The sequence below is a fragment of the Pseudomonas sp. EL_65y_Pfl2_R96 genome, from assembly GCF_963970905.1.
GTDB lineage: Bacteria > Pseudomonadota > Gammaproteobacteria > Pseudomonadales > Pseudomonadaceae > Aquipseudomonas.
Window position 1 is genome coordinate 15,968 of sequence record NZ_CAXAQH010000022.1, and the last position, 24,320, is coordinate 40,287.

A 24,320-nucleotide genomic window follows, 5' to 3' on the forward strand; every position below is an offset into this window, starting at 1 on the left:
TATGTTCTTTTAATCAAGATGCCTGATATAAAAAAGAGATCCCAGTGAAATCAACCTGCTTGTTTGAACAACTAGTTCGTCATGTACGACAACACTCAAACTTTTACGGCAAACACCTGAAACATTTGCCCACGGAAGGTTTTACTTTAAAAAACTTACCATTAACCCATGCGGCCGACTATTGGGCCGGCAGCAACGATTTGGGTCATTGGCCGGTTCTGACCGCAAACGTCGACGATGCGCTGGTGTTTAAAACCGGAGGTTCGACCAGTCAGGGCAAGCTTGCGGTTTACTCCTACGAGGAATGGCAAACACTGGTCAGTACCTTCGGAAGCAGTCTCTCCTCTCAACTGAACAAGGGTGACCGGATCGCCAATCTGTTCTTTTCAGGGGATCTCTACGCCAGTTTTCTGTTTATTCACGACGCCCTGGCCCATGTCGGGCAATCCATCTGTGAGTTTCCGTTTACCGGAGACGTCGAGCTGGACGTACTGGCAGATGCCATCGCACGACACCGGATCAACGTTCTGGCCGGAGTGCCGGCACAGTTACTGCGATTCGCGGCCTACCTGGCGCAGCATCGGCGGGTGTTATGTGGGGTCGAGACGCTACTGTATGGCGGCGAAAGCCTGTTTGCCCCGCAGTTGGCAATCCTCGGCGAAGTGTTCCCCAACGCCCGCATCGCCTCCATTGGCTATGCCAGCGTAGACGCCGGACTCATAGGCGCCAGCGATCGCGACTGTGCATTGGGCGAGCATCGGGTATTCGAACAGCAAACCCTGCTGGAAATCGTCGATGAACACACCGGTGAAGTGATTGAAGAATGCGATCGCACCGGGTTGTTGGTACTGACCAACCTGACACGCCGGCTCATGCCGCTGCTGCGCTATCCGGTGGGCGACCGTGCCTGTTGGCGTGAACCGACCGCAACCCCGAGGCGTAAATTCGCCCTCAAGGGACGTAGCGCTCACAGTCAACGAATACGAGTAGGTGTGCTGTCGCTGTTCACCGAAGAAATACACGAGATCGTTCAGCGTGTAGCGCACAGCGAGCAATGGCAATTGCTGATCGAACAGGCCGGCCCCAAGGATCTGTTGAGCGTGAAGTGGGTGCCCGAACCTCAGTTACAAACCGTCGAGCCGGTGCGTCGCGCATTGTGTGAAGCGCTGCTTGCCCGCTACCCCGCCATCGACGACCTGAGCCACGAAGGTCTGCTGGAGTTGCGGGTGCTGCCCTGCGCAACCACAGACCTGGAGCTTCACCCTCGCTCGGGCAAACAACTGCGGGTGCTGGATTTGCGAGTGTATGACGTTCCCCCACTGGAGTTCGCGTGATGAGCCGGTTGATAGTTCGCGCCTACCGTCCCTCCGACGCCGGTGCGGTGAGCCGGTTGTTCCGAGAAGTCTACGGCGATCATTACGCTCAGCCAGATGTCTACTTGCCGGCCATGATCAGCCAGCACAACGCCGAGGGTCGCTGGCAATCGATGCTGGCCGTGGACGACGCCCGCGTCCTCGGGCATGCCGCGTTGCGACGCGAAACGCCTTCGAATACCGCGGAGCTGGCCCTCAGCGTGGTGCATCCCGCCGCCCAGGGACAGAGTCTCGCAACCCGTCTGAGCTGCGAGTTACTGAGGCAGTCAGGTGCTCTGGGGCTCAAGAGCGTCTCGATCAAGCAAGTGACCCACCACCCCTACACTCAACGCATGGCAGAAAAAATCGGCTTCTACAGTACAGGACTGCTTCCTGACTACGTCCCTTCGCCATTCGCTGAACCACTGCCGGAAACCATTGTGATGGGCTGTCACATGATCGACGGACACACCCGTCCTCTCCCCGACATCCCTTGGCCCGAAAGCTGCCGGACGTTTATGCAGCACCTGTGCTCGGTGTTCGGAACCCATCAGGACAAGGCGTCACCACCGGCGATGCCCTTGCAAGTCAAGCAACACCAACATCGGTACGACATTGTGATTCAGCGCTTGAACAGACACTTGCTCGAGCAGCTCTGGCGACTGCCCAGTCACTGGCTGCTCTCAGCCAGACTCGAACTGTCCCGGTACTTCGCCCGGGATCTGCGCAGATTTTCGGCGCTGGGCTTCGCCTTCACCGGCCTGATGCCCATGCCGGGCGACAATGGCTGGTTCGCCCTGTTTCATCGAGGTGCCCAGTCTCGATCCCTCAACCTGCACTGCCCACACATGCAACAGTTACATGACGACTTACAGCTGAACGCCAATACCACGAGCACACACAGTAGCGCCAAAGCACTGAATGCAGTGCGCTCAGCCGCTTGAGTCCTATCTATAAAAACCATTAGCCGACTGCGTGCAGAGCTCCACCATCCAGTCGACGAATACTCGCACCCGCCGGGACAACTGCCGGTGAGGAGGATAGAGCGCCGTCAGCGGCATACCTGGTGGCGGCACATCCTTCAGGACCTCGACCAAGCGCCCCTCCTTCAACTGGCGGGCAACGTGATAGTACGGAGCCTGGACCAAACCATATCCCGCCTCACACGCCGCCAGATAACCATCGGCGCTGTTGACCGAAACGTGCTTGGGCAAGTCGATCAGCCGCCGCTGGTCATCGACTACAAATTCCAGCCCGTAGCGTTTGCCAGTGCTATTGGAAAAGTATTCCACCATCTGGTGAACCTTCAGATCCTCCAGACACAGCGGCGTCCCGAGACGCTGCAAGTATTCCGGGCTGGCACAGGTGACTTGATCCAGCGTGACCAGCGGCCGCGCCACCAGTGAGTCGTCAAGGGGCGAGCCCCCCCGCAACACGCAATCGACGCCTTCGCGAATCAGATCCACAGGCCGGTCATTCAAACCGATCTCCAGCTCGATCAAGGGATACCGGGCTGTGAATAGCGGCAATGCCGGGATCACGATCAAACGCCCCACCCCCGCCGGCATATCCACTCGCAGCAGACCTTTGGGGTTGTGACGAGCAGCGGAAAATACGGCCTCGGTCTCATCCAGATCCGCCAGCAACCGTACGCAACGCGGGTAATAGGCGGCGCCATCGAGCGTCAGGCTGATCTGCCGGGTGGTGCGTTGCAGCAGCTGCACGCCCAGATGCGCCTCAAGTTGCTTGATCAGAATGGTCACCGACGCCCGGGGCAATTGCAGGCTGTCCGCCGCTTTGGCAAAGCCGCCCAGTTCGACGATTCGGGTGAACACACGCATGGCGTTGAAACGGTCCATTGCTTTGGCTTACCGGCTGATTATTTAGAAAATGCAAATAGTGATAGCAGTTTTAGCCGGTTTATCTTGTTTCTGTCGAGGTCAACAATGGGATTTCAATTCACAGGGAGCTGATGTCATGCAAACACGTCAACTGGGCAAAAACGGTCCGCAAGTGAGCGCGATCGGACTGGGCTGCATGGGCATGACCGATTTCTACACCACGGGCGTGGACACCCGCGAAGCCACGGCAACGTTGCACCGCGCGCTGGAACTGGGGATCAACCTGCTCGATACGGCAGACATGTACGGCCCACATACCAACGAAGAGCTGATCGGCAAGGCCATTGCCGGCAAGCGTGACCAGGTGTTTCTGGCCAGCAAGTTCGGCATTGTCCGTGACCCGTCCAACCCCGGTGCACGGGGCGTCAACGGTCGACCGGAATACATTCGCGAGGCGATTGACGGCACCCTCAAGCGCCTCGGCGTGGAAACCCTGGATTTGTATTACCAACACCGCATCGATCCGCGGGTGGCCATCGAGGAAACCGTCGGCGCGATGGCAGAGCTGGTGAATGCCGGCAAGGTGCGTTACCTGGGGTTGAGTGAAGCATCGGTCGTCACGCTGGAGCGAGCGAACAAGGTTCATCCGATCAGCGCACTGCAAAGTGAATATTCGCTGTGGAGCCGCGATCAGGAGGAGAACGGTTGCCTGGCCGCGTGCCAGCGCCTGGGCATCGCCTTCGTCCCATACAGCCCTTTGGGTCGGGGTTTTCTCACCGGGGCACTGAAAAGTCCGGATGATTTCGCGGCGGACGACTACCGTCGTTTCAGCCCGCGTTTTCAAGGGGAAAACTTCGCGAAAAATCTGTTGCTGGTGCAACAAGTGCAGGGCCTGGCCGCAGAAAAAGGCGTGACTGCCGGCCAACTGGCACTGGCGTGGGTGCTGGCCCAAGGCGACCACCTGATCCCGATTCCGGGGACCAAACAGCGTAAATACCTGGAAGAAAATGTCGCCGCGCTGGACGTGAAGCTGAGTCGCGAAGAATTGCACGCTCTGGAGGCAATATTCCCGGCGAATGCCACCGCAGGCTTGCGCTATCCGGAAGAGGTCATGAAGTTGCTCGACCGATAAGTGGTCCCCGGCCCTGTGGTGAGGGGGCTGGCGATGCGGAACCTGCGGGAGCGGGCTTGCTCGCGAAGACGGCGGCACAGCCAACATTGATGTCGCCTGACACACCGCTTTCGCGAGCAAGCCCGCCCCACAAGGGTTTACTCAAGGCTGTATTACCCGGAAACAATCTCGTATCTCCTCTCGGCTGAAAAGGGTCAAAATGCATCTTTTTTGGCCGCAACCCGAGACGAAATCCCCATGCGAACCCACCTGCGTCTGGCCGCCCTGAGCGCCCTGTTCATTTCCTCCCTGGCCCAGGCCGCCGACTTGATCCCCATCGAAGTTCACCGCGATGCCAACTGTGGCTGCTGCAAGAAATGGGTCAGCCATCTGGAAGCCAACGGCTTCAAGGTTGAAGATCATGTCGAAGCCGACATGAGCCAATTCAAACAACAACACGGCGTTCCGCCTCGCCTCGCGTCCTGCCACACCGGCTTGATCAACGGCAAATTCGTCGAAGGCCATGTACCGGCCGAGCAAGTGCTGGCCTTGAGCAAGCGTGACGATCTGTTGGGGGTTGCCGCCCCCGGCATGCCCATGGGCTCGCCCGGCATGGAAATGGACGGCATGAGTGATGCCTACCAGGTGATCGGCCTGAAAAAGGACGGCACTGACGTGGTGGTGGCGGACTACCCTGCCCATTGATGTTGGGTGCCTACATCGGGCTGTTTCTCGCGGCGTTCGGTGCCGCGACCCTGCTGCCCTTGCAGTCCGAAGCGGTGTTGGTGGGGCTGTTGCTCAGCGGCCAGTATGGGCTCTGGTCGCTGCTGGCAGTGGCAACGCTGGGCAACGTGCTGGGCTCGCTGCTGAACTGGTGGCTGGGGCGCGGCATCGAGAGGTTCCGCGACCGACGCTGGTTTCCAGTCAGGCCTCGCCACCTCCAGCAAGCCCAAAAGCACTATCAGCGCTACGGTCATTGGTCCTTGCTGCTGAGCTGGGTGCCCATCATTGGCGACCCACTGACGCTGGTGGCCGGTGTCATGCGCGAACCGCTGGGGCGTTTCCTGGTGATCGTGACCCTCGCCAAAGGCGCCCGCTATGGTGTGCTGGCCCTGGCCACGCTGGGCTGGATGGGTTGAACGCGGCCTGGAAGACTGGAAAACCCTCGGCGTGCCGTATCGCACGGTTGATCAATGGTATGAGCGCGAGCTGAACGTGACCGCGCAAGGTATCCACGACTACCAACGCACCACCTATTACGATGGCCGCTGGAAGCCCGAGTCTGACCGCTGGGTGGACATGTACGCAGGCCTGGCCAAAGGACCGGGCAAAACAGCGGTAGCGTGGAACTCGGCACTGATTTACGACATGATCGTCACACAACCGGTGTACTACGAGTTCAAGGACCTGAAAGTGCCGACCCTGCTGCTGATCGGCACCTGCGACACCACAGCCATCAACAAGGACATCGCTCCGCCCGAGGTCAAGGCGAAAATCAGTCATTACGACGTACTCGGCAAGCATGTGGCGAAGCTGATCCCGCAGTCGACCCTGATTGAGTTCCCGGGCCTTGGCCACGCGCCGCAGATGGAGGAACCGGCGAAGTTCCATCAGGCGTTGCTCGACTGGCTGAACAAAACCAATCCCGTTCGTTGATGAGGTAAGGCTGATGGCGGTGAAAATTGCGGTGATCGATGACTGGCAGGGCGTAGCTCGCGACGTGGTGGACTGGTCGGTGCTGGACACCATCGGGGAGGTGAGTTTTATCCATGACTACCCCGCCGACAACGAAACCCTGGCCGAGCGTCTGGGCGCATTCGAGGTGATCTGCGTGATGCGCGAGCGCACCCGGTTCGACGAAGACCTGCTGCGCCGCTTGCCCACACTCAAACTGCTGGTGACCGGTGGCATGCGCAACGCCGCCCTGGACCTGAAAGCGGCTGCCGCGCTGGGTATCCAGGTCTGCGGCACCGACAGTTACAAACACGCCGCGCCCGAACTGACCTGGGCGCTGATCATGGCCGCGACCCGCAACCTGGTGAATGAAGCCAATGCCTTGCGCGCAGGTTTTTGGCAACAAGGCCTGGGCGGTGACCTGCAAGGCAAGACGCTGGGGATCCTCGGCCTGGGCAGCATCGGTCAACGGGTCGCCCGGTTCGGTCAGGTGTTCGGCATGCGGGTAATTGCCTGGAGCGAAAACCTGACCGCCGAACGTGCTGCCGAAGTCGACGTGACCTACGTCAGCAAGCAGGAACTGTTCGAGCAAGCCGATGTGTTGTCGGTCCATCTGGTGCTCAGCGACCGCAGCCGAGGGCTGGTGGACGCTCAGGCACTGGACTGGATGAAACCCACGGCATGGCTGGTCAATACTGCGCGCGGGCCAATTGTCGATGAGTCGGCACTGATCAAGGCGCTGCAGAAAAAACGCCTGGCGGGCGCTGCGTTGGACGTGTTCGAACACGAGCCGTTGCCCCGCCATCATCCCTTTAGAACGCTGGACAATGTGTTGGCCACACCTCATGTCGGGTATGTCAGCCGGCAGAACTACCAACTGTTTTTTTCGCAGATGATCGAGGACATTCAAGCCTGGGTGGCCGGGGCGCCGGTTCGGATTCTGAACTAAGACCGCGTTATCGTTCTTGGCGAGCAGGCTCGCTCCCACAGGGGTTTTGTGTTCGGTGCAGAGCAAATGTGGGAGCGAGCCTGCTCGCGATGAGGCCCTCAAACCCACCACCACTTCCTGCACCCTGCGCACTGCAATGGTGCAAACACCTGTTTCACCGCGCCCATTTCGGTGACTTCCCGGTGCCGATTTGACCCACACCCAAAAACAAACCTGCCCTTCGTCGGTGCGCTTCCCCGCAAAGCCCCGTGCTTGCATCTTCTCTCAACCGATTGTCGAACAATCTCCCCAGTTGACGAGCCCCGCTCTAGGTTCTGGCCTAGACTCATTTTCGCGGGGTAAAACCGGCCGGTCATTCGGTGAAAAAAATCGAAACTTTCGATGCCGGCTTCGGGTCAGGTTAAAGGTAGGGCCACAGCGACTGGTGCATTCCTTGCAACAGCCACTCCACCCATTCTGCTTCAGCGCATGGGCAGCGTTTGCTCACCGATGCGTAGCGCGTTTGCGCCCGGTCACGGATTTGGCCACGAACACCATTTGTGCCCGGCCTGGAATTAGATCAACAACACGGGGAGATCCATATGATCAGTACGGCGTTAGATATTCAGGGAGAGCGTGCTCATCAGCAGGTCGGCGAAACGAACGCCGTGGAGGCTCTTACCGCCAAATCGGTCAGCGTACCCGTCACCAAGACGCTGGCACCGGTAGCCAGTCAAAACCCCAACAAGAAGAAAGTCCTGTTCGTCACCTCGGAGATTGCCGATCTGGTGAAGACCGGTGGCCTGGGCGACGTTTCCGCCGCGCTGCCACGAGCCATGGCTCACTTGCACGACGTCCGGGTGTTGATCCCCGGTTACCCGCAAGTGCTGAACAGCGAAAATCCGATTCATATCATCGGTGAACTGGGCGGGCACGCCGCGTTGCCGCCCTGCAAGATCGGGCGCATGGACATGCCCGACGGCCTGGTCATTTACGTGTTGATCTGCCCTGAACTGTACCAGCGCGAAGGTTCGCCCTACGGCGCCAACAACGGCCGCGACTGGCCGGACAACCATATTCGTTTCGCCCGGCTGGGCCTCGCCGCAGCCGATATCGCCGCCAACCTCGCACAAATTCACTGGTGCCCCGACCTGGTGCACGCCCACGACTGGCCTGCCGGCCTCGCGCCCGCTTATATGCACTGGCGCGGGCAACGCACCCCGACCCTGTTCACCATCCACAACCTGGCATACCAGGGTGTCACCAGCCTCGGCTCGTGCCCGGAACTCGGTATCCCCCTGCATGCCTTGCAACAGGAAGGCATGGAGTTTTACGGCAAGATGTCGTTTCTCAAGGCCGGCATGGCCTATTCGAGCCACATCACCACCGTCAGCGCCACCTATGCCCAGGAAATCACCACGCCGGCCTTCGGCTGCGGCCTCGACGGCTTTCTCGCCGCCAAGACCCAGCAAGGTCTGCTCAGCGGGATTCCCAATGGCATCGATGAAAGCTGGGACGCCGCTACCGATCCGCACCTGTTCCACCCTTTCGGCATCGGCGATTGGGACGGCAAGGCGATCAACGCGACGCACGTTCGCCGACTGTTCGGCCTGGAAGACTCCGAAGGTCCGCTGTTCGCCGTGGTCTCGCGGCTGGTCTACCAGAAAGGCCTGGACCTGACCGAAGCGGTGGCCGAATACATCGTCGCCAATGGCGGGCAGATCGCGATCATCGGCCGTGGCGAACCGGAAGAAGAGCAAGCCATGCGTGAGCTGGCGTTGCGCGTCCCCGGGCAAATCGGCGTGCACATCGGCTTCAATGAAACCGACGCCCGCCGGATGTTCGCCGGCAGTGACTTCCTGCTGATGCCTTCGCGTTACGAACCTTGCGGCCTGAGCCAGATGTACGCCCAGCGTTTCGGTTCATTGCCGGTGGCGCGCAATACCGGTGGCCTGGCCGACACCATTGAAAACGGCGTGACCGGTTTCCTTTTCGACGAATCCACCGTGGAGAGCTATCGCGAAGCCCTGAGCCGCGCGTTCAAGGTGTTCGCCTTCCCGGGCCTGCTCAACGCCATGCGCTGCCGGGCCATGGCGGCGCCCTTCAATTGGTGCAAGGCGGTCGAACCCTACGCCGAACTCTATGAACAACTGGTGGCTAAAGCGCTGGGCAAATCGGGCAAACAGTAAGAGGTTTTCAACGATGCCGTTACGGACCCTTGAGACCTGGCCCCACGGCGCAATCATGCTGGACGCAGAGCACACGCGTTTTGCCTTGTGGGCGCCAGATGCGTTTTACGTCAGTCTTGAACTGGAAAACGGACAATCCCTGCCGCTGCTGCCTCAGGCCGATGGCTGGTTTGTGATCAATACCCGCTGCCCCGCAGGAACCCGTTACCGCTACAACATCGATGGCGAGCTTACGGTGCCGGACCCAGCCTCCCGCGCCCAGGCGGGCGACATCGGCAGCCACAGCGTGGTGGTCGACCCCCTCGCTTATCGGTGGCAACACAGCGCCTGGCAGGGTCGGCCATGGAATGAGGCGGTGATCTACGAGCTGCACGTCGGTGCACTCGGGGGGTTCAGCGAGGTCGAGCAACATCTGGCGCGCCTGGCCGAGCTGGGCATTACTGCCATCGAACTGATGCCGCTGGCGCAGTTTCCCGGCGAGCGCAATTGGGGCTATGACGGGGTTTTACTTTACGCGCCTCAGGCCTCCTACGGCTCCCCCGAACAACTCAAACACCTGATCGACACGGCCCATGGTCATGGCCTGGCGGTGATTCTCGACGTGGTCTACAACCACTTCGGCCCGGACGGCAATTACCTGCATCGCTACGCCCAAGGCTTTTTCCGCGAAGACCAGCACACCCCGTGGGGCGCGGCCATCGACTTCCGGCGGCGCGAGGTGCGCGACTTCTTCATCGACAACGCGCTGATGTGGTTGCGGGAGTACCGCTTCGACGGCCTGCGTCTGGACGCGGTGCACGCCATCGAAGACCCGGACTTCCTTCAGGAACTGGCGCAACGGGTTCGCCAGCAAACCGACACGGCGCGGCACGTGTGGCTCATGGCGGAAAACGAGCACAACCAGGCCAGCCTGCTGGAGCAAGGTTTCGACGCGCAGTGGAATGACGACGGCCATAACGCCCTGCACGTTTTGCTCACCGGTGAAACCGACGCCTATTACGCCGACTACGCCGAAAACCCCACCGAACAACTCGCCCGCTGCCTGAGCCAGGGTTTCGTATTTCAGGGCCATATCACCCGCCACGGTACGCCACGCGGTGAGCCGAGCGGTCACTTGTCGCCCACGGCCTTCGTGCTGTTTCTGCAAAACCACGACCAGATCGGCAACCGCGCCTTTGGTGAGCGCCTGCATCAACTGGCCCGGCCTGATGCCCTCTACGCCGCCACCGTGTTGCTGCTGTTGTCGCCGATGATTCCGCTGATGTTCATGGGCGATGAGTTCGCCGCCGAGCAACCGTTCCTGTTCTTCACCAACCACCACGGTGAACTGGCGGAGTTGGTGCGCGAAGGACGACGCAATGAGTTCGCGGCCTTCAGTGCCTTTGCCGACCCGCACAAGCGCGAGCAAATACCCGACCCCAACGCGACGCAGACCTTCGAAGTCTCGCGGCCGACACTGACCACCAGCCGCCAATCGCCGGTTTACGCCCTGTATCGCCAACTGTTGCAGATCCGCCATCAGCACATCATCCCGCACCTGCCGGGCGCCCAGGCCCTGGGTGCGCAGGTACTGGCCGAGGGCGCGGTGACGGCACGCTGGCGGCTGGGCAATGGCAGTCAGCTGCGCATTGACCTGAACCTCAGCGACGCGCCCGTGGTCCACACCCCACAGGCCAACGCGACGCGGCTGTTCGAATACCCGCCGCAATCGGCCGACCTGTTGGATCAGGGCACACTTGCCCCGCATTGCGCGCTCGTCAGCCTCACGGCCGCAGCCCCTTTGCTACCCCCGGATGGAGAGCGCCCATGAGCGATGCACAACTGGAAATACTGGCCGGCCGAGCAGGCCTGGCCGTCGACTGGATCGACGCCAATGGCCGCCCACAAAAAGTCGCCCCGGCGGTGCTGCGCTCAGTGCTGGCCGGGCTTGGCCATCCCGCCGACACCGCCGAGGAAATCGACGCCAGCCTGCTGCAACTACAGGAGGTGCAACAAACCCGGCACCTGCCGCCGCTGCTGACCTGCGACGTGGGCGTCGGCCTTAATCTGGCCCACTACTTCGCACCGCAAACCCCATGTGAAATTCATCTGGAAGACGGCTCACGGATCAACCTGAAGCTGGATGACAACGCTGTTTTGCCCGGGCTGGTGCCGGTGGGTTATCAGCACGTCAGCATCGACGATCAATCCTTCACCCTCGCGGTGGCGCCCGAGCGCTGCTACAGCGTCGGCGACGCCGTTGACAGTCAAAACCCGCGTGCCTGGGGCCTGAGTGTGCAGTTGTACTCGCTGCGCCGTCCCGGCGATGGCGGTTTCGGCGATACCCAGGCCCTCGAAGATCTGGCCCGGGTGGCCGGCGAACGGGGCGCCGAAGCGTTGGCGATCAGCCCGCTGCACGCGATGTTCAGCGGCGACACCCAGCGTTACAGTCCTTACTCGCCATCCAGCCGTTTGTTCCTCAATAGCCTGTACGCGGCGCCCGGTGCCATTCTCGGTGAGCGCGCCCTGCGCACCGCGATCGACGCCACCGGCCTTGGCGCTGAGCTCAAGCACCTCGAAGCACTGCCGCTGATCGACTGGCCCACCGCCGCCGAAGCCAAGCACCGCTTGCTCGAAGCCTTGTACGAAGGGTTCACCCACGGCGAACACCCCTTGCATGCCGACTTCAGCAGCTTCCGCCATGCCGGTGGCGAAGCGCTGGAAAATCATTGCCGCTTCGAAGCGATTCAGGAAGCCCGTGCGCAGCGCGGTGAAAACCTCGACTGGCGCGCGTGGCCCGAGCAATGGCGTGACCCGCGCAGCACCGCTCTTGCGCATTTTGCCGAAGAAAACTCGTCCCGCATCGGCTACTACGCGTTCTGCCAATGGCTGATTGCCCGCAGCCTGGAACGCGCCCAGGCCGCCGCCCGCGGTGCCGGCATGGGCATCGGCCTGATCGCCGACCTCGCGGTGGGCGCCGACGGCGGCGGCAGCCAGGCCTGGAGTCGCCAGGACGAATTACTCGCCTCCCTGACCGTGGGTGCGCCACCGGACATCCTCAACCGCACGGGCCAGGGCTGGGGCATTTCCGCGTTTTCCCCCGAAGGCCTGGTGCGCAACGGCTTTCGCGCGTTCATCGAAATGCTGCGGGCCAACTTCGCCCATGCCGGCGGCCTGCGCATCGATCATGTCATGGGCCTGCAACGACTGTGGGTGATCCCCAACGACGCACCGCCCAGCGACGGCGCCTACCTCTATTACCCGGTGGACGACCTGCTGCGCTTGCTGACCCTCGAATCCCATCGGCATCAGGCCATCGTGCTCGGCGAAGACCTCGGCACCGTACCCGATGGCCTGCGGGAAAAACTCATCGCGCGCTCGATCCTCGGCATGCGCGTGCTGCTGTTCGAACAGGACAACACCCACTTCAAGCCGATTCTCGATTGGCCGGACAACGCCCTGGCAACCACCAGTACCCATGACCTGCCGACGCTCAATGGCTGGTGGCATGGCCGCGATATCGATTGGAGCGCTCGCTTGGGCCTGACCGACGCCACGGGTGAAATCGAATGGCGCCACCATCGCGAACGCGAGCGCGAAGGTTTGCGTCGGGTATTGAGCCAGGACCCGCAGAATTTTCGCGAAGAGTCCCACGAAACCGATCAGGTGCTCGACGCCAGCGTCCGCTTCCTCGGCCATACCCGCGCGCCGCTGGTGTTGCTGCCGCTGGAAGATGCCCTGGGTATCGAACAGCAGGCCAACCTGCCCGGCACTACCGACAGCCATCCCAACTGGTCCCGCAGGCTACCTGGCGACAGCGAAGCCCTGCTCGATGATCCGGACGCCGCCCGCCGCCTGGAACTGCTCGCCTGCGCGCGACTTCAGGCGGCCGAGCGTGACCAATGAAGCAACCGCTCAACCCACCGCTGCGGGCGACCCTGCGGCTGCAATTTCATAAAGACTTCACCCTGGATCAGGCGATCCCGCTGGTGCCGTACTTTGCCAGTCTGGGCATCAGCCACGTCTACGCTTCGCCGCTGCTCGCCGCCCGCGCAGGCTCCATGCATGGCTACGACGTGGTGGACCCGACCACGGTCAACCCTGAACTGGGCGGCGAAGCTGCCTTGCGCCGTTTGGTCGCTGCGTTGCGCGAACAGCACATGGGGCTGATCCTCGACATCGTCTCCAACCACATGGCCGTCGGCGGTGGCGATAACCCCTGGTGGCTCGACTTGCTGGAATGGGGACGACTGAGCCCTCACGGCGAGTTCTTCGACATTCAATGGCACTCGCCCGACCCGTTGATGGAAGGCCAGTTGCTGCTGCCCTTCCTGGGCAGCGATTACGGCGTCGCCTTGCAGAACGGCACCCTGCCCTTGCGCTTCGATGCCCGGCGCGGTGCCTTTTATGTCGAGCACTACGAACATCACTTCCCGATTTGCCCCACGAACTACGGCGAACTGCTCAAGACGGATGATCAATTGCATGCCGAACAGGCTGAGCGGCTCAAATCCCTGGCGGACCGCTTCAGTACCTTGAGCTATCAGACCGACGCCCACAGTCTGGCGATTCCACTGAAAATGGAGCTGCGGGCACTGGCCAGCGATCCGGCCGTTCTGCACGCCATCCAGCGCACGCTCGGCACCTACGACTCGCTCAACCCCGAGGGCTTCCAGCGTCTGCACACGCTGCTGGAACGCCAGAGTTATCGCCTGGCCAGTTGGCGCACCGCGGCGGACGATATCAACTGGCGGCGCTTTTTCGATATCAACGAACTGGGTGGCCTGCGCGTCGAACGTCCAGCGGTGTTCGAAGCGACCCATGCAAAAATCTTCGAGCTGGTGGCCGAAGGCCTGGTCGACGGACTGCGCATCGACCACATCGACGGCCTCGCCGACCCGCGCGGTTACTGCCGCAAACTGCGGCGCAGGGTCGATCGCCTGTCACCGCAGCGGCACCTGCCGATCTACGTCGAGAAGATCCTCGGCGAAGGCGAAACCCTGCACCGCGACTGGTGCGTCGATGGCAGCACCGGTTACGAATTCATGAACCAGTTGTCGTTGCTGCAACACGACCCCGAAGGCGCCCGGACCCTGGGTGAGCTCTGGAGCCGGCACAGCGAACGGCCCGCCGATTTCCGCCAGGAAGCGCAACTGGCGCGCCAGCAGATTCTCAACGGCTCGTTGGCCGGGGATTTCGAAAGTGTCGCCCACGCCCTGTTGCAAGTGGCCCGGGACGACCTGATGACGCGGGACCTGACCCTCGGCGCGATCCGTCGGGCCTTGCAGGAATTGATCGTGCACTTCCCGGTGTACCGCACTTACATCAGCCCCTTGGGCCGCTTTGCTCAGGACGAGGCGTTTTTCCAGCAGGCCATGGACGGTGCAAGGCAAACCCTTGGCGAAGCCGATTGGCCGGTGCTCGACTGCCTGGCCGGCTGGCTCGGTGGCCAACCCTGGCGCAAACACCCAATGGGCCGCCCACGCAAACTGCTCAAGCATGCGTGCGTGCGCTTCCAGCAACTGACCTCACCGGCGGCGGCCAAGGCGGTGGAAGACACCGCGCTCTATCGCTCGGCGGTGCTGCTGTCGCGCAACGATGTCGGCTACAACACCGAGCAGTTCAGTGCGCCGGTTTCCGACTTCCATGCTGCCTGCGTTAATCGCCTCGCCGAATTCCCCGACAACCTGCTGGCCACCGCGACCCACGACCACAAACGCGGCGAAGACAGCCGCGCGCGGCTGGCGGTGTTGAGCGAACGCAGCGCCTGGTATGCCGAACAGGTCGAACACTGGCGAAACCTCGCCGGCGAACTGCGCACCGACCCCGGCGCGCCCTCGGCGGGCGATGAGCTGATTCTCTATCAAGCGATCCTCGGCAGTTGGCCACTGGAACTGCGCAGTGACGATCAAGTGGCGCTCGAGGACTACGCCAAACGTATTTGGCAGTGGCAACAAAAAGCCCTGCGCGAAGCCAAGTTGCAAAGCAGCTGGAGCGCGCCAAACGAGGCGTATGAACAGGCGACCCACGGGTTTCTCGAGCGTCTGCTGCTGAGCCCCGAAGGCCAGCCACTGCGCGCGGCCATCGGTGCGGCCGCGCAGAGCATTGCCGCACCGGGCGCGCTGAATGGATTGGCGCAAACCTTGCTGCGAATGACCGTGCCGGGGGTTCCGGACCTCTATCAGGGCAACGAGTTCTGGGACTTTACGTTGGTCGATCCAGACAACCGTCGACCGGTGGATTACGTCAGCCGTCAGCAGGCCATGCACTGGCGGTTGGAGCTGCCCGATCTGTTGGCGAACTGGCGTGACGGGCGCATCAAGCAAGCCCTGGTTGCCCAGGTGTTGAACCTGCGTGCCGAGCATGTCGAGCTGTTTCAAAAAGGGACTTATCAAACCCTTGAAGTGATTGGCAGCCAGGCTCACCGGGTACTGGCGTTTGCGCGGGAATGGCAGGGAAAACGGGCTATCGTGATCGTACCGATACGCTGTGCCGAACTGCTGGAAAACAGTGCCGATCCACAGGTTGATGCGCCCCTGTGGGGCGATACCCGAGTCAAATTGCCATTCGCCGCCCCTGAAGAAAATCTGAAGGGACTTTTTGCAAGCGTCGCAGTCACAAAACACAGGGAACTAATGGTCAGCGCCGCGCTGGGGGCTTTCCCGGTCAATCTCATTATCCAAACGACCCAAGCTTGAGTTCAGTCCAGGAGCATTGCGATGAGTACCGACGATAAACGCATCCGCGAATTTGCCTATCAAATCTGGGAATCCGAAGGCAAACCCGTAGGCCAGGAAAAACGCCATTGGGAAATGGCCTGCAAGCTGGCCGAAGCCGAAGCACTGGCGCCCGGCAAGTCAGCGAAAGCGACCGGCAGCAAAAGTGTCGGCAACAAGTCCGCTGCCAGCAAGCCCGACGGCAAACTGGTCAATGCCAAGGGCATCGAAGCCACACCCAAAGCCCGTGCCAAGCCCAAAGCCAAACCCGCCGCAGCTTCGGCAGTGACTCCGCCGGGCGAAAAAGCCACCGTAAAAAAGCCTCGCGCCGCGCGTAAACCGCCCGCGGTCTGACGCTTCACGGCCTTGTCCTGATTGACTTCGTGGCGAGCCCTCTCGCCACCGAGAGCGCATTCGCCCTCAAAAAAACGTTGCAGGAGCAGCTATGACCAGTCCAAAGAAAACCGCGCCCGAACCTCGTGCCGAGGCTTCGCGAATCCGTGAAGGCTTGCCCTTCCCGCTAGGCGCGACCTGGGATGGCCTGGGGGTCAATTTCGCGCTGTTTTCGGCTAACGCGACCAAGGTCGAACTGTGCATCTTCGACGATGCTGGCGAGGTGGAACTCGAACGTATCGAATTACCGGAATACACCGACGAGATCTACCACGGCTACTTGCCCGATGCCCACCCGGGCTTGATCTACGGCTATCGCGTGTACGGTCCGTACGACCCGGCCAACGGTCATCGTTTCAACCCAAACAAGCTGCTGATCGATCCCTATGCCAAACAACTGGTCGGCCGATTGAAATGGTCCGAAGCGTTGTTCGGCTACACCATCGGCCATCCTGACGCCGACCTCAGTTTCGATGAACGGGACAGCGCGCCCTTCGTGCCCAAATGCAAAGTGATCGACCCGGCTCACACCTGGGGCCACGACCATCGGGTCAGCGTGCCGTGGGACAAGACGATCATTTATGAGACACACGTACGCGGTTTCAGCATGCGTCATCCCTCCGTCCCCGAGAACCTGCGCGGCACCTTCGCCGGGTTGATGGTCGATGACGTGCTGGAACACATCCGCAAACTCGGCGTGTCGACCGTGGAATTGCTGCCGATTCATGCCTTCGTCAATGACCAGCACCTGCTGCACAAAGGCATGACCAATTACTGGGGTTACAACAGCATCGCCTTCTTTGCCCCGGACCCACGCTACCTGGCCAGCGGCAAGATCGCCGAGTTCAAGGAGATGGTCGCGCACCTGCACGAGGCCAATCTGGAAGTGATCCTCGACGTGGTCTACAACCACACCGCCGAGGGCAACGAACAAGGCCCGACCCTGTCCATGCGTGGCATCGACAATGCCTCTTACTACCGCTTGAGACCCGACGACAAGCGCTACTACATCAACGATTCCGGCACCGGCAACACCCTGGACCTGAGCCACCCGTGCGTGCTGCAAATGGTCACCGACTCCCTGCGTTACTGGGCCACGGAAATGCACGTGGACGGCTTCCGCTTCGACCTGGCGACCATTCTTGGCCGCTACCACGACGGCTTCGACGAGCGTCACAGCTTCCTCGTGGCCTGCCGTCAGGACCCGGTGCTGCGCCAGGTGAAAATGATTGCGGAAGCGTGGGATTGTGGCCCCGGTGGCTATCAAGTCGGCAACTTTCCGCCGGGTTGGGTTGAGTGGAATGACAAATTCCGCGACACCGTGCGCGCGTTCTGGAAAGGCGACGACGGCCAACTGGCGGACTTCGCCAGCCGCATGACTGCCTCCGGCGAGATGTTCAATCAGCGTGGCCGGCGGCCGTATGCCTCGGTGAACTTCGTCACCGCCCACGACGGTTTCACCCTGAACGACCTGGTGTCGTACAACGACAAACACAACGAAGCCAACGACGAGAACAATCAGGACGGCAGCAACAACAACCTGTCCTGGAACCACGGCGTCGAAGGCCCCACCGACGATCCCGAGATCAATACCCTGCGCCAGCGCCAGATGCGCAATTTCTTTGCCACGTTGCTGCTGTCCCAGGGCACGCCGATGCTGGTAGCCGGCGACGAATTCGCCCGCACCCAGGAAGGCAACAACAATGCTTATTGCCAGGACAGCGAGATCGGTTGGGTCAATTGGGACCTGAGCGAAGACGGCAAGGCCCTGCTCAAGTTCGTCAAACGCCTGATCAAACTGCGCCTGACCTACCCGATCCTGCGGCGCGGGCGCTTCCTGGTGGGCAATTACAACGAAGACATCGGCGTCAAGGACGTGACCTGGCTGGCCCCGGACGGCAGCGAAATGTCCAACGAGCAATGGGAGGAAGGCCACGGTCGCTGCCTGGGCATGCTGCTCGATGGCCGCGCCCAGGAAACCGGCATTCGCCGCAAGGGTGCCGACGCGACCCTGCTGCTGGTGGTCAACGCCCACCATGACATCGTCAATTTCCTGCTGCCGGAAGTGCCTGACGGCGGTTTCTGGACCTGCATGATCGATACCAATCAACCGTCGATTCGAGGCCAGGAACACTTCGAATTCGGTCGCCAATACTCGGTCACCGGCCGTTCGCTGCTGCTGTTCGAATTGCAGCATGAGGAAGAAGAGTGAAAACGAGGCAATCCCTGTGGGAGCGAGCCTGCTCGCGAAGGCGATGGCACATGCGGCATTGATGTGACTGACAGACCGCTATCGCGAGCAGGCTCGCTCCCACAGGGTTTTGCTGATTTTTTGCGAACCCCGACACAGCCAGGGTTAAAAAAACCGCATCAGACCAAAGGCTGGGGCGACGAATAGCGTTTCATGGGCAATACTCTGCCCGCGGCAATCCAGGGTTCGGAGCGCTGCACATTGCTATCTACCCCGCCTTCAAGGGTTTGCCAGGCTTGCTCCCCCGCAAGCATTGCGCATGACTGAGGGCAAGACTGAACAAGGACGTAGCGCCTATGAAAACAGTTTCCATCAGCGAAAACAGCTTGCCCGCGCAGATCTGGAACAGCGCCGCGCAACTGGACAACATTCCCGTCATCAACACCGAAACGCTGGTCCCGGCCGGCGCCCGCGCGGTGGTGATCGCCCCGCATCCCGGCGATGAAGTGGTGACCTGCGGTGGCCTGCTGCAACTGCTGTGCGTCCTCGGTCATCCCCTGCAATTGATCTCGATCACCGACGGTAGCGCCAGCCATCCAGGCTCGCGACAGTGGTCGGAAAAACGCCTGAGCGTGTTCCGCCCCCAGGAAAGCGTCGAAGCCTTGCGCCGGCTCGGGTTGCCGATGCACAGCCTGAAGTGGATTCGCGGCGGCTTCACCGACAATGCGCTGGCCGAGCGGGAGTCAGAGTTGACCCAATTCATCGTCCGCTACCTGCGCCCCGGCGATGTGGTGTTCAGCACCTGGCGCCAAGACGGCAATGTTGACCACGACGCTGTCGGCCGGGCCAGCGCCCGGGCTGCGGCCCTGGTCGGTGCGACGCTCAACGAAGTACCGGTCTGGGCCTGGCACTGGCCGATGCGCGATCACGGGCTGATCCCCTGGCATCGCGCGCGCAAGGTGCGCCTCGACACCTGGACCGTCGCGCGCAAAAGCCACGCCACCTACGCCTACGCCAGCCAACTCGACGGCGAACCGGCGATCGGCATCGCCCCGATGTTGCCCCGGGTGATTCTGGAGCGCATGCGGTTGCCGTATGAAATCGTGTTTGTCTGAATGACTCGAAGATTTTTCTTGTGGCGAGGGAGCTTGCTCCCGCCGGGCTGCGAAGCGGCCCCAAAATCATTGCGACTGTTGCGCAGCCGAACGGGAGCAAGCTCCCTCACCACAAAAGCACCCTTGCCACAAATCACGCTGAACTGCTCGCCCACGCATCAGTCGCATAGATACAGCAGCCCTGATTCAGAGGAGTGAACGTGACCAGCGATGCCGAACGCCAAGCCGTCGAATCAGTGCCATCGAACACGCCCCCGGCGATTCATCGACTCAGAGTGCTGACGGTCAACACTCACAAGGGCTTCACCGCCCTCAACCGACGCTTCATCCTCCCGGAATTGCGTGAAGCGGTACGCAGTACGTCGGCGGACCTGGTGTTTCTACAGGAAGTGGTCGGTGAGCACGACCGGCATTCCTCCCGTTACAACGACTGGCCACCAACCTCGCAATACGAGTTCCTGGCCGACAGCATGTGGAGCGATTTCGCGTACGGTCGCAACGCGGTCTATCCCAACGGCCACCACGGCAATGCCCTGCTGTCGAAATACCCGATACGCGAATTTCGTAACCTCGATGTCTCGATCACCGGCCCCGAGCGGCGCGGGTTGCTGCACTGTGTGCTGGATGTGCCGGGCCATGCCGAGGTGCATGCCATTTGCGTGCACCTGAGCCTGTTGGAAAGCCATCGACAACTCCAGCTCCAGTTGCTCTGCCTGTTGCTCGAATCGTTGCCTGACGATGCTCCGGTGATCATTGCCGGCGACTTCAACGACTGGCAGTTACAAGGCAACGCCGCCCTCGCCCGACGCGACTACCTGCATGAAGCCTTCGAACGCCACCATGGCCGGCCGGCGAAAACTTACCCGGCGCGGTTTCCCCTGCTGCGCCTGGACCGGATCTACCTGCGCAATGCCAGCAGTCATGAGCCGCGCATACTCGGCTACAAGCCCTGGACGCACCTGTCGGATCACTTGCCGCTGGCGGTGGAGGTGCGCCTTTAACACCGTCAAGCGACAGGCGCCAGGAACTGCCGCGCCCAACAGAAAAAATGACCGTAATAACGTGCCGGACTTGCTCATGAATTTTGCACGGGTGATCCGTCGCGCAACCGATAGCCCACTACCTAACACGTCTGGAGCGCACCTTTCAGAATGATTTTTCGCACAAACAACAACTTAGATCTGCGCCAAAAATCAGTCACTTACAGAACTAAAATTAGCAATACCACTTATCGGCCATTTTCTTGACGCGACGCCATCGGTCTTCTTAGCTAGTCCTTACTACCCCCGGAAATCCATCAGGGGCAAGCCTCCAGACACCCGTAAAAACGGGCGGGTCGGACCTTGCCTCAATCCATTCGGTCGCCCCTCATTCGGGGTAGGAGAGACGCCACAGCGAGATACGCATGCGATTGCAAGGTAGACCCCCATGAGAACTTCATTCACCCCACAAGAGATAAAAATTACTTTTTGCGTTGTCTCGGGTTCATTCCTGCTGTGCTCATCCATGGAGGTGAGAGCATCGCCCGCCGAGGATGAAACAACCCTCTGGTACAACCAGGAACCGCCGACACTCACCTTGCCCTTCGGCTTCGCCACCTATCCCGACCGTTTACACAACTCACGCCTGACGATCGAAGACACTGCGCCTTCGGCCTGGGACTACGTCTATGGGGCGACATCGCGGCAGGCCCAAACCGATTATCTGGCCCAGGGCACAATTCCCGGCGCCAGCGAACTCAAAGGCCCGGCGCTCCTGACCGTGCAAAGCGCCAGCGGCAATACCCAACGGGTCGGACTAATCGGCGGCACCGCTCAATTCCAGGGCAACGACAACGGCCTGCTGACCAGCCGCGCCCTCGCCGACCCCGGTAATGACACGCTCAACCTTCAAGGCCAAAGCCTTGGTGCCTATTGGAGCTTGACCGGGCCGCAAGGCTGGCACGTAGATTTGTCGGCCAGCGGTGGCCGGGTCAGCGGTTACAGCCGCAACGACCAGGGCGCGCGGCAAGCCGCCGAGGGCAGCGCGGTGACATTGTCGGTGGAAGGGGGCTTCCCCATCGGCCTGAGCGATAACTGGGTGGTCGAACCCCAGGCGCAGTTGATCAATCAACGCATCACGCTGGATACGCCGTACGCCGGCTCCGGCAACGCCTCGTCCAGCGACGTGAACGCCTGGAGCGGACGGGTCGGGGCACGCTTGAAAGGCACTTACGATATCAACGGCCTGCCGGTCGAACCCTATGTGCGGACCAACCTGTGGCACACGGTGTACACCGGCAACACCGTCAGCCTGGATCAGGTCGACAAAATCAGCAGCAGCCGCAGCTCCTCGTCGGTGGACGTGGGTCTGGGGCTGGTGGCCAGAGTGACACCTTTGGTCAGCCTGTATGTCAGCGCCGATTACAGCAGCAATGTGGATGACAATGATTTGAACGGGTTGATTGGCAGCCTGGGTGTGCGGATGCGGTGGTGAGAGTATGCCTTCAAGACGTGCTTTGTTCGGACCGGCCTCTTCGCGAGCAGGCTCGCTCCCACATTTGAAATGCATTCCTCTGTGGGAGCGAGCCTGCTCGCGATAGGAGCGACACGGTGTTAAATCAACCCTCCGGACGCAGGATCAACACCGCCAACGGCGGCAAATTCAACACCAGCGAAAGGGCCTGCCCATGGCTCGGCTCTTCCTCGGTGAACACCCCGCCACCGTTTCCATAATTGGACCCGGCATAAGTGTCGGCATCGCTGTTGATCAACTCGACCCAGCGCCCGGCAAACGGCGCGCCGATGCGGTAGGACTGACGCGGCACCGGAGTGAAGTTGGCCACCACCAACACCGGCCTGCCCTCCTTGCTCCAGCGCAGCCAGGCGTAGACGCTGTTGATCGCATCGTCGCCGATCAACCACTGGAAGCCTTGCGGGGCATCGTCCTGATCGTGCAGCGCCGGCTCTTCGCGATACAGCCGGTTCAGGTCACCGACCAGTTTGCGCACCCCCTGGTGTTCCGGGTATTGCAGTAAATACCAGTCCAGTTGCTGATCGTGATTCCACTCACGCCACTGGCCGAATTCGCAGCCCATGAACAACAGTTTCTTGCCAGGATGCGTCCACATGAAACTCAGATAAGCCCGCAGGTTGGCAAACTTCTGCCAGCGATCGCCGGGCATCTTGTCGATCAGCGAGTGCTTGCCGTGAACCACTTCGTCATGGGAAATCGGCAGGATGAAACGCTCGGACCAGGCATACACCAGGCCGAAACTCAGCTCGTTGTGATGATGGGCGCGGTATACCGGATCTTGCTGAATGTAATGCAGCGAATCGTGCATCCAGCCCATGTTCCACTTATAGGCAAAACCCAGTCCGCCCTGTTGCGTGCTCTGGCTGACACCCGGCCACGCGGTGGACTCTTCGGCAATCACCAGCGCGCCCGGTGCTTCCAGGGCCACTACATCGTTGAGATGGCGGACGAAATCGATGGCTTCCAGGTTTTCCCGACCGCCGTGACGGTTGGGCACCCACTCGCCGGCCTTGCGCGAGTAATCGCGGTACAGCATCGACGCCACCGCGTCGACCCGCAGGCCATCGACGTGGAAGTGCTTGAGCCAGTGCAACGCCGACGCCAGCATATAACCGTGCACCTCGGTGCGGCCCAGGTTGTAGATCAGCGTGTCCCAGTCCTGGTGAAAACCCTCCATCGGGTTGCCGTACTCATACAACGCAGTGCCGTCGAACTGTGCAAGGCCGTGGGTATCGGTGGGGAAATGCGCCGGCACCCAATCGAGGATCACGCCGATCTCGGCCTGGTGACAGGCATTGACGAAGGCAGCGAACTCATCCGGCGAGCCGTAACGGGCGCTCGGGGCGAATTGCGACAGCAGTTGATAACCCCATGAGCCACCGAACGGATGTTCCATGATCGGCATCAGCTCGATGTGGGTAAAACCCAGCTCCTTCACATAAGGAATCAGCCGCTCGGCCAACTCGGGCCAGGTGTACTGACGGGCGACTTCGCCCAGGTCATCCAGCTCGCATTGCCAGGAACCGGCGTGCAACTCGTAGATCGACAACGGTGCGCTGGTTCGCTGACGCTCGCCCCGTGACTGCATCCAGGCCTGGTCCCGCCAGTCGACTTTCAGCGGTGAGGCGACTTTCGACGCGGTGTCCGGCGGCAGCGTGGTGGCGAGGGCCATCGGATCGGCCTTGAGCGGCAGAATGCCGTGAGTACCGAGGATTTCGTATTTGTAGGCCTCCCCCGCTTGCAGGCGCGGGATGAACAGTTCCCAGACACCGGTAGGATGGCGCAGCCGCATCGGGTGCCGGCGACCGTCCCAGTTGTTGAAGTCACCAACCACCGACACCCGTTTGGCGTTCGGCGCCCATACGGCGAACCGCACGCCATCCACGCCATCGACCGTTTTCAGCTGCGCGCCAAGGCAACCACTCAGATCACGGTGATTACCCTCGGCGAACAGGTACAAGTCCATCTCGCCGAGCAACGGGCCGAAGCTGTAAGGATCTTCTGACGTTTGTTCGCCGCCGGCCCAACGGGTACGCAGCAGATAGGGTTGCGCCCGATCGAAGTGGCCGACAAACAGCCCCGGTGTCTGGGTCGCCTCAAGATGGCCGAGCTCTTCCCCGGAGTCCTTGGCCAACACCTGCACGCTTAACGCGTCCGGCAGATAAGCGCGAATGAATTGCCCGCCAGCGCCATCGCCATGGGGGCCGAGTATTGCAAAAGGATCGTGATGTTCGGCACGCACCAGCGCGTCGATGTCCCGCGCCCTGGGCAACATTGCCTCTTTAGCGTGACCCTGTTCCTTGTTCGAGAAACTCAT

At 61.2% G+C, this 24,320-nt stretch carries 17 protein-coding genes and 1 pseudogene; 16 read left to right on the forward strand and 2 right to left on the reverse strand.

Annotated elements, in window-relative coordinates:
• The first annotated feature begins 44 nt into the window (after window positions 1-44).
• Together AACY49_RS20550 and AACY49_RS20555 are read left to right on the forward strand one after the other, a co-directional pair.
• Window positions 45-1,334 (forward strand): phenylacetate--CoA ligase family protein, encoded by a 1,290-nt coding sequence (locus tag AACY49_RS20550; RefSeq protein WP_445262654.1) that lies wholly within the window; start codon window positions 45-47, stop codon window positions 1,332-1,334.
• Entirely contained in the window at window positions 1,334-2,296 is a 963-nt protein-coding gene (locus tag AACY49_RS20555) for a GNAT family N-acetyltransferase (protein WP_339526061.1), read from the forward strand. The genes AACY49_RS20550 and AACY49_RS20555 overlap by 1 nt, the downstream gene beginning before the upstream one ends.
• Before the next feature lie 3 nt (window positions 2,297-2,299).
• On the opposite strand, the gene AACY49_RS20560 is transcribed toward AACY49_RS20555, so the two are convergent.
• Window positions 2,300-3,211, reverse strand: a complete 912-nt coding sequence (locus AACY49_RS20560; RefSeq protein ID WP_339526063.1) for a LysR family transcriptional regulator — start codon at window positions 3,209-3,211, stop codon at window positions 2,300-2,302.
• 118 nt (window positions 3,212-3,329) lie between these two features.
• Between AACY49_RS20560 and AACY49_RS20565 the strand changes: the two genes are divergently transcribed.
• The 14 genes and pseudogenes from AACY49_RS20565 to AACY49_RS20630 all read left to right on the forward strand — a co-directional run bounded on the left by AACY49_RS20565 (window position 3,330) and on the right by AACY49_RS20630 (window position 21,964).
• Window positions 3,330-4,325, forward strand: coding sequence for an aldo/keto reductase (locus AACY49_RS20565; RefSeq protein WP_339526065.1), 996 nt, complete (start codon window positions 3,330-3,332; stop codon window positions 4,323-4,325).
• Window positions 4,326-4,562: 237 nt separating this feature from the next.
• Entirely contained in the window at window positions 4,563-5,009 is a 447-nt protein-coding gene (locus AACY49_RS20570; RefSeq protein ID WP_258695995.1) for a DUF411 domain-containing protein, read from the forward strand.
• Window positions 5,009-5,443, forward strand: coding sequence for a YqaA family protein (locus AACY49_RS20575; RefSeq protein ID WP_258695996.1), 435 nt, complete (start codon window positions 5,009-5,011; stop codon window positions 5,441-5,443). Before AACY49_RS20570 ends, AACY49_RS20575 begins: the two co-directional genes overlap by 1 nt.
• Window positions 5,444-5,447: 4 nt before the next feature.
• Window positions 5,448-5,960: pseudogene (locus AACY49_RS20580) on the forward strand (alpha/beta fold hydrolase); the annotation flags it as partial.
• 13 nt (window positions 5,961-5,973) lie between these two features.
• Complete coding sequence (locus AACY49_RS20585; RefSeq protein ID WP_339526068.1) at window positions 5,974-6,927, forward strand: D-2-hydroxyacid dehydrogenase family protein; 954 nt, start codon at window positions 5,974-5,976, stop codon at window positions 6,925-6,927.
• Between the two features lie 581 nt (window positions 6,928-7,508).
• Window positions 7,509-9,095, forward strand: a complete 1,587-nt coding sequence (gene glgA / locus AACY49_RS20590) for a glycogen synthase GlgA (RefSeq protein ID WP_258695998.1) — start codon at window positions 7,509-7,511, stop codon at window positions 9,093-9,095.
• Between the two features lie 13 nt (window positions 9,096-9,108).
• On the forward strand, window positions 9,109-10,905 hold the full coding sequence (gene treZ, locus AACY49_RS20595) for a malto-oligosyltrehalose trehalohydrolase (protein ID WP_339526070.1): 1,797 nt from the start codon (window positions 9,109-9,111) through the stop codon (window positions 10,903-10,905).
• The gene (gene malQ / locus AACY49_RS20600) at window positions 10,902-12,980 is read left to right on the forward strand and encodes a 4-alpha-glucanotransferase (protein WP_339526072.1); all 2,079 of its coding nucleotides are present in this window, start codon (window positions 10,902-10,904) and stop codon (window positions 12,978-12,980) included. The genes treZ and malQ overlap by 4 nt, the downstream gene beginning before the upstream one ends.
• On the forward strand, window positions 12,977-15,772 hold the full coding sequence (locus tag AACY49_RS20605; RefSeq protein ID WP_339526074.1) for a malto-oligosyltrehalose synthase: 2,796 nt from the start codon (window positions 12,977-12,979) through the stop codon (window positions 15,770-15,772). Before malQ ends, AACY49_RS20605 begins: the two co-directional genes overlap by 4 nt.
• A gap of 21 nt (window positions 15,773-15,793) precedes the next feature.
• On the forward strand, window positions 15,794-16,144 hold the full coding sequence (locus tag AACY49_RS20610) for a DUF2934 domain-containing protein (RefSeq protein WP_320390769.1): 351 nt from the start codon (window positions 15,794-15,796) through the stop codon (window positions 16,142-16,144).
• A 91-nt stretch (window positions 16,145-16,235) separates the two neighbouring features.
• Window positions 16,236-18,395 (forward strand): glycogen debranching protein GlgX, encoded by a 2,160-nt coding sequence (glgX, locus tag AACY49_RS20615; protein WP_339526077.1) that lies wholly within the window; start codon window positions 16,236-16,238, stop codon window positions 18,393-18,395.
• Window positions 18,396-18,730: 335 nt separating this feature from the next.
• Window positions 18,731-19,489 (forward strand): PIG-L deacetylase family protein, encoded by a 759-nt coding sequence (locus tag AACY49_RS20620; RefSeq protein WP_320390771.1) that lies wholly within the window; start codon window positions 18,731-18,733, stop codon window positions 19,487-19,489.
• Window positions 19,490-19,689: 200 nt separating this feature from the next.
• A complete protein-coding gene (locus AACY49_RS20625) occupies window positions 19,690-20,490 on the forward strand; it encodes an endonuclease/exonuclease/phosphatase family protein (RefSeq protein WP_258696005.1) in 801 nt (266 codons plus the stop codon).
• A gap of 427 nt (window positions 20,491-20,917) precedes the next feature.
• Window positions 20,918-21,964, forward strand: coding sequence for an autotransporter domain-containing protein (locus tag AACY49_RS20630; protein ID WP_258696006.1), 1,047 nt, complete (start codon window positions 20,918-20,920; stop codon window positions 21,962-21,964).
• Window positions 21,965-22,088: 124 nt separating this feature from the next.
• Here the strand turns inward: AACY49_RS20630 and glgB are convergent, their stop codons facing one another.
• Window positions 22,089-24,320, reverse strand: a complete 2,232-nt coding sequence (gene glgB / locus AACY49_RS20635; RefSeq protein ID WP_339526081.1) for a 1,4-alpha-glucan branching protein GlgB — start codon at window positions 24,318-24,320, stop codon at window positions 22,089-22,091.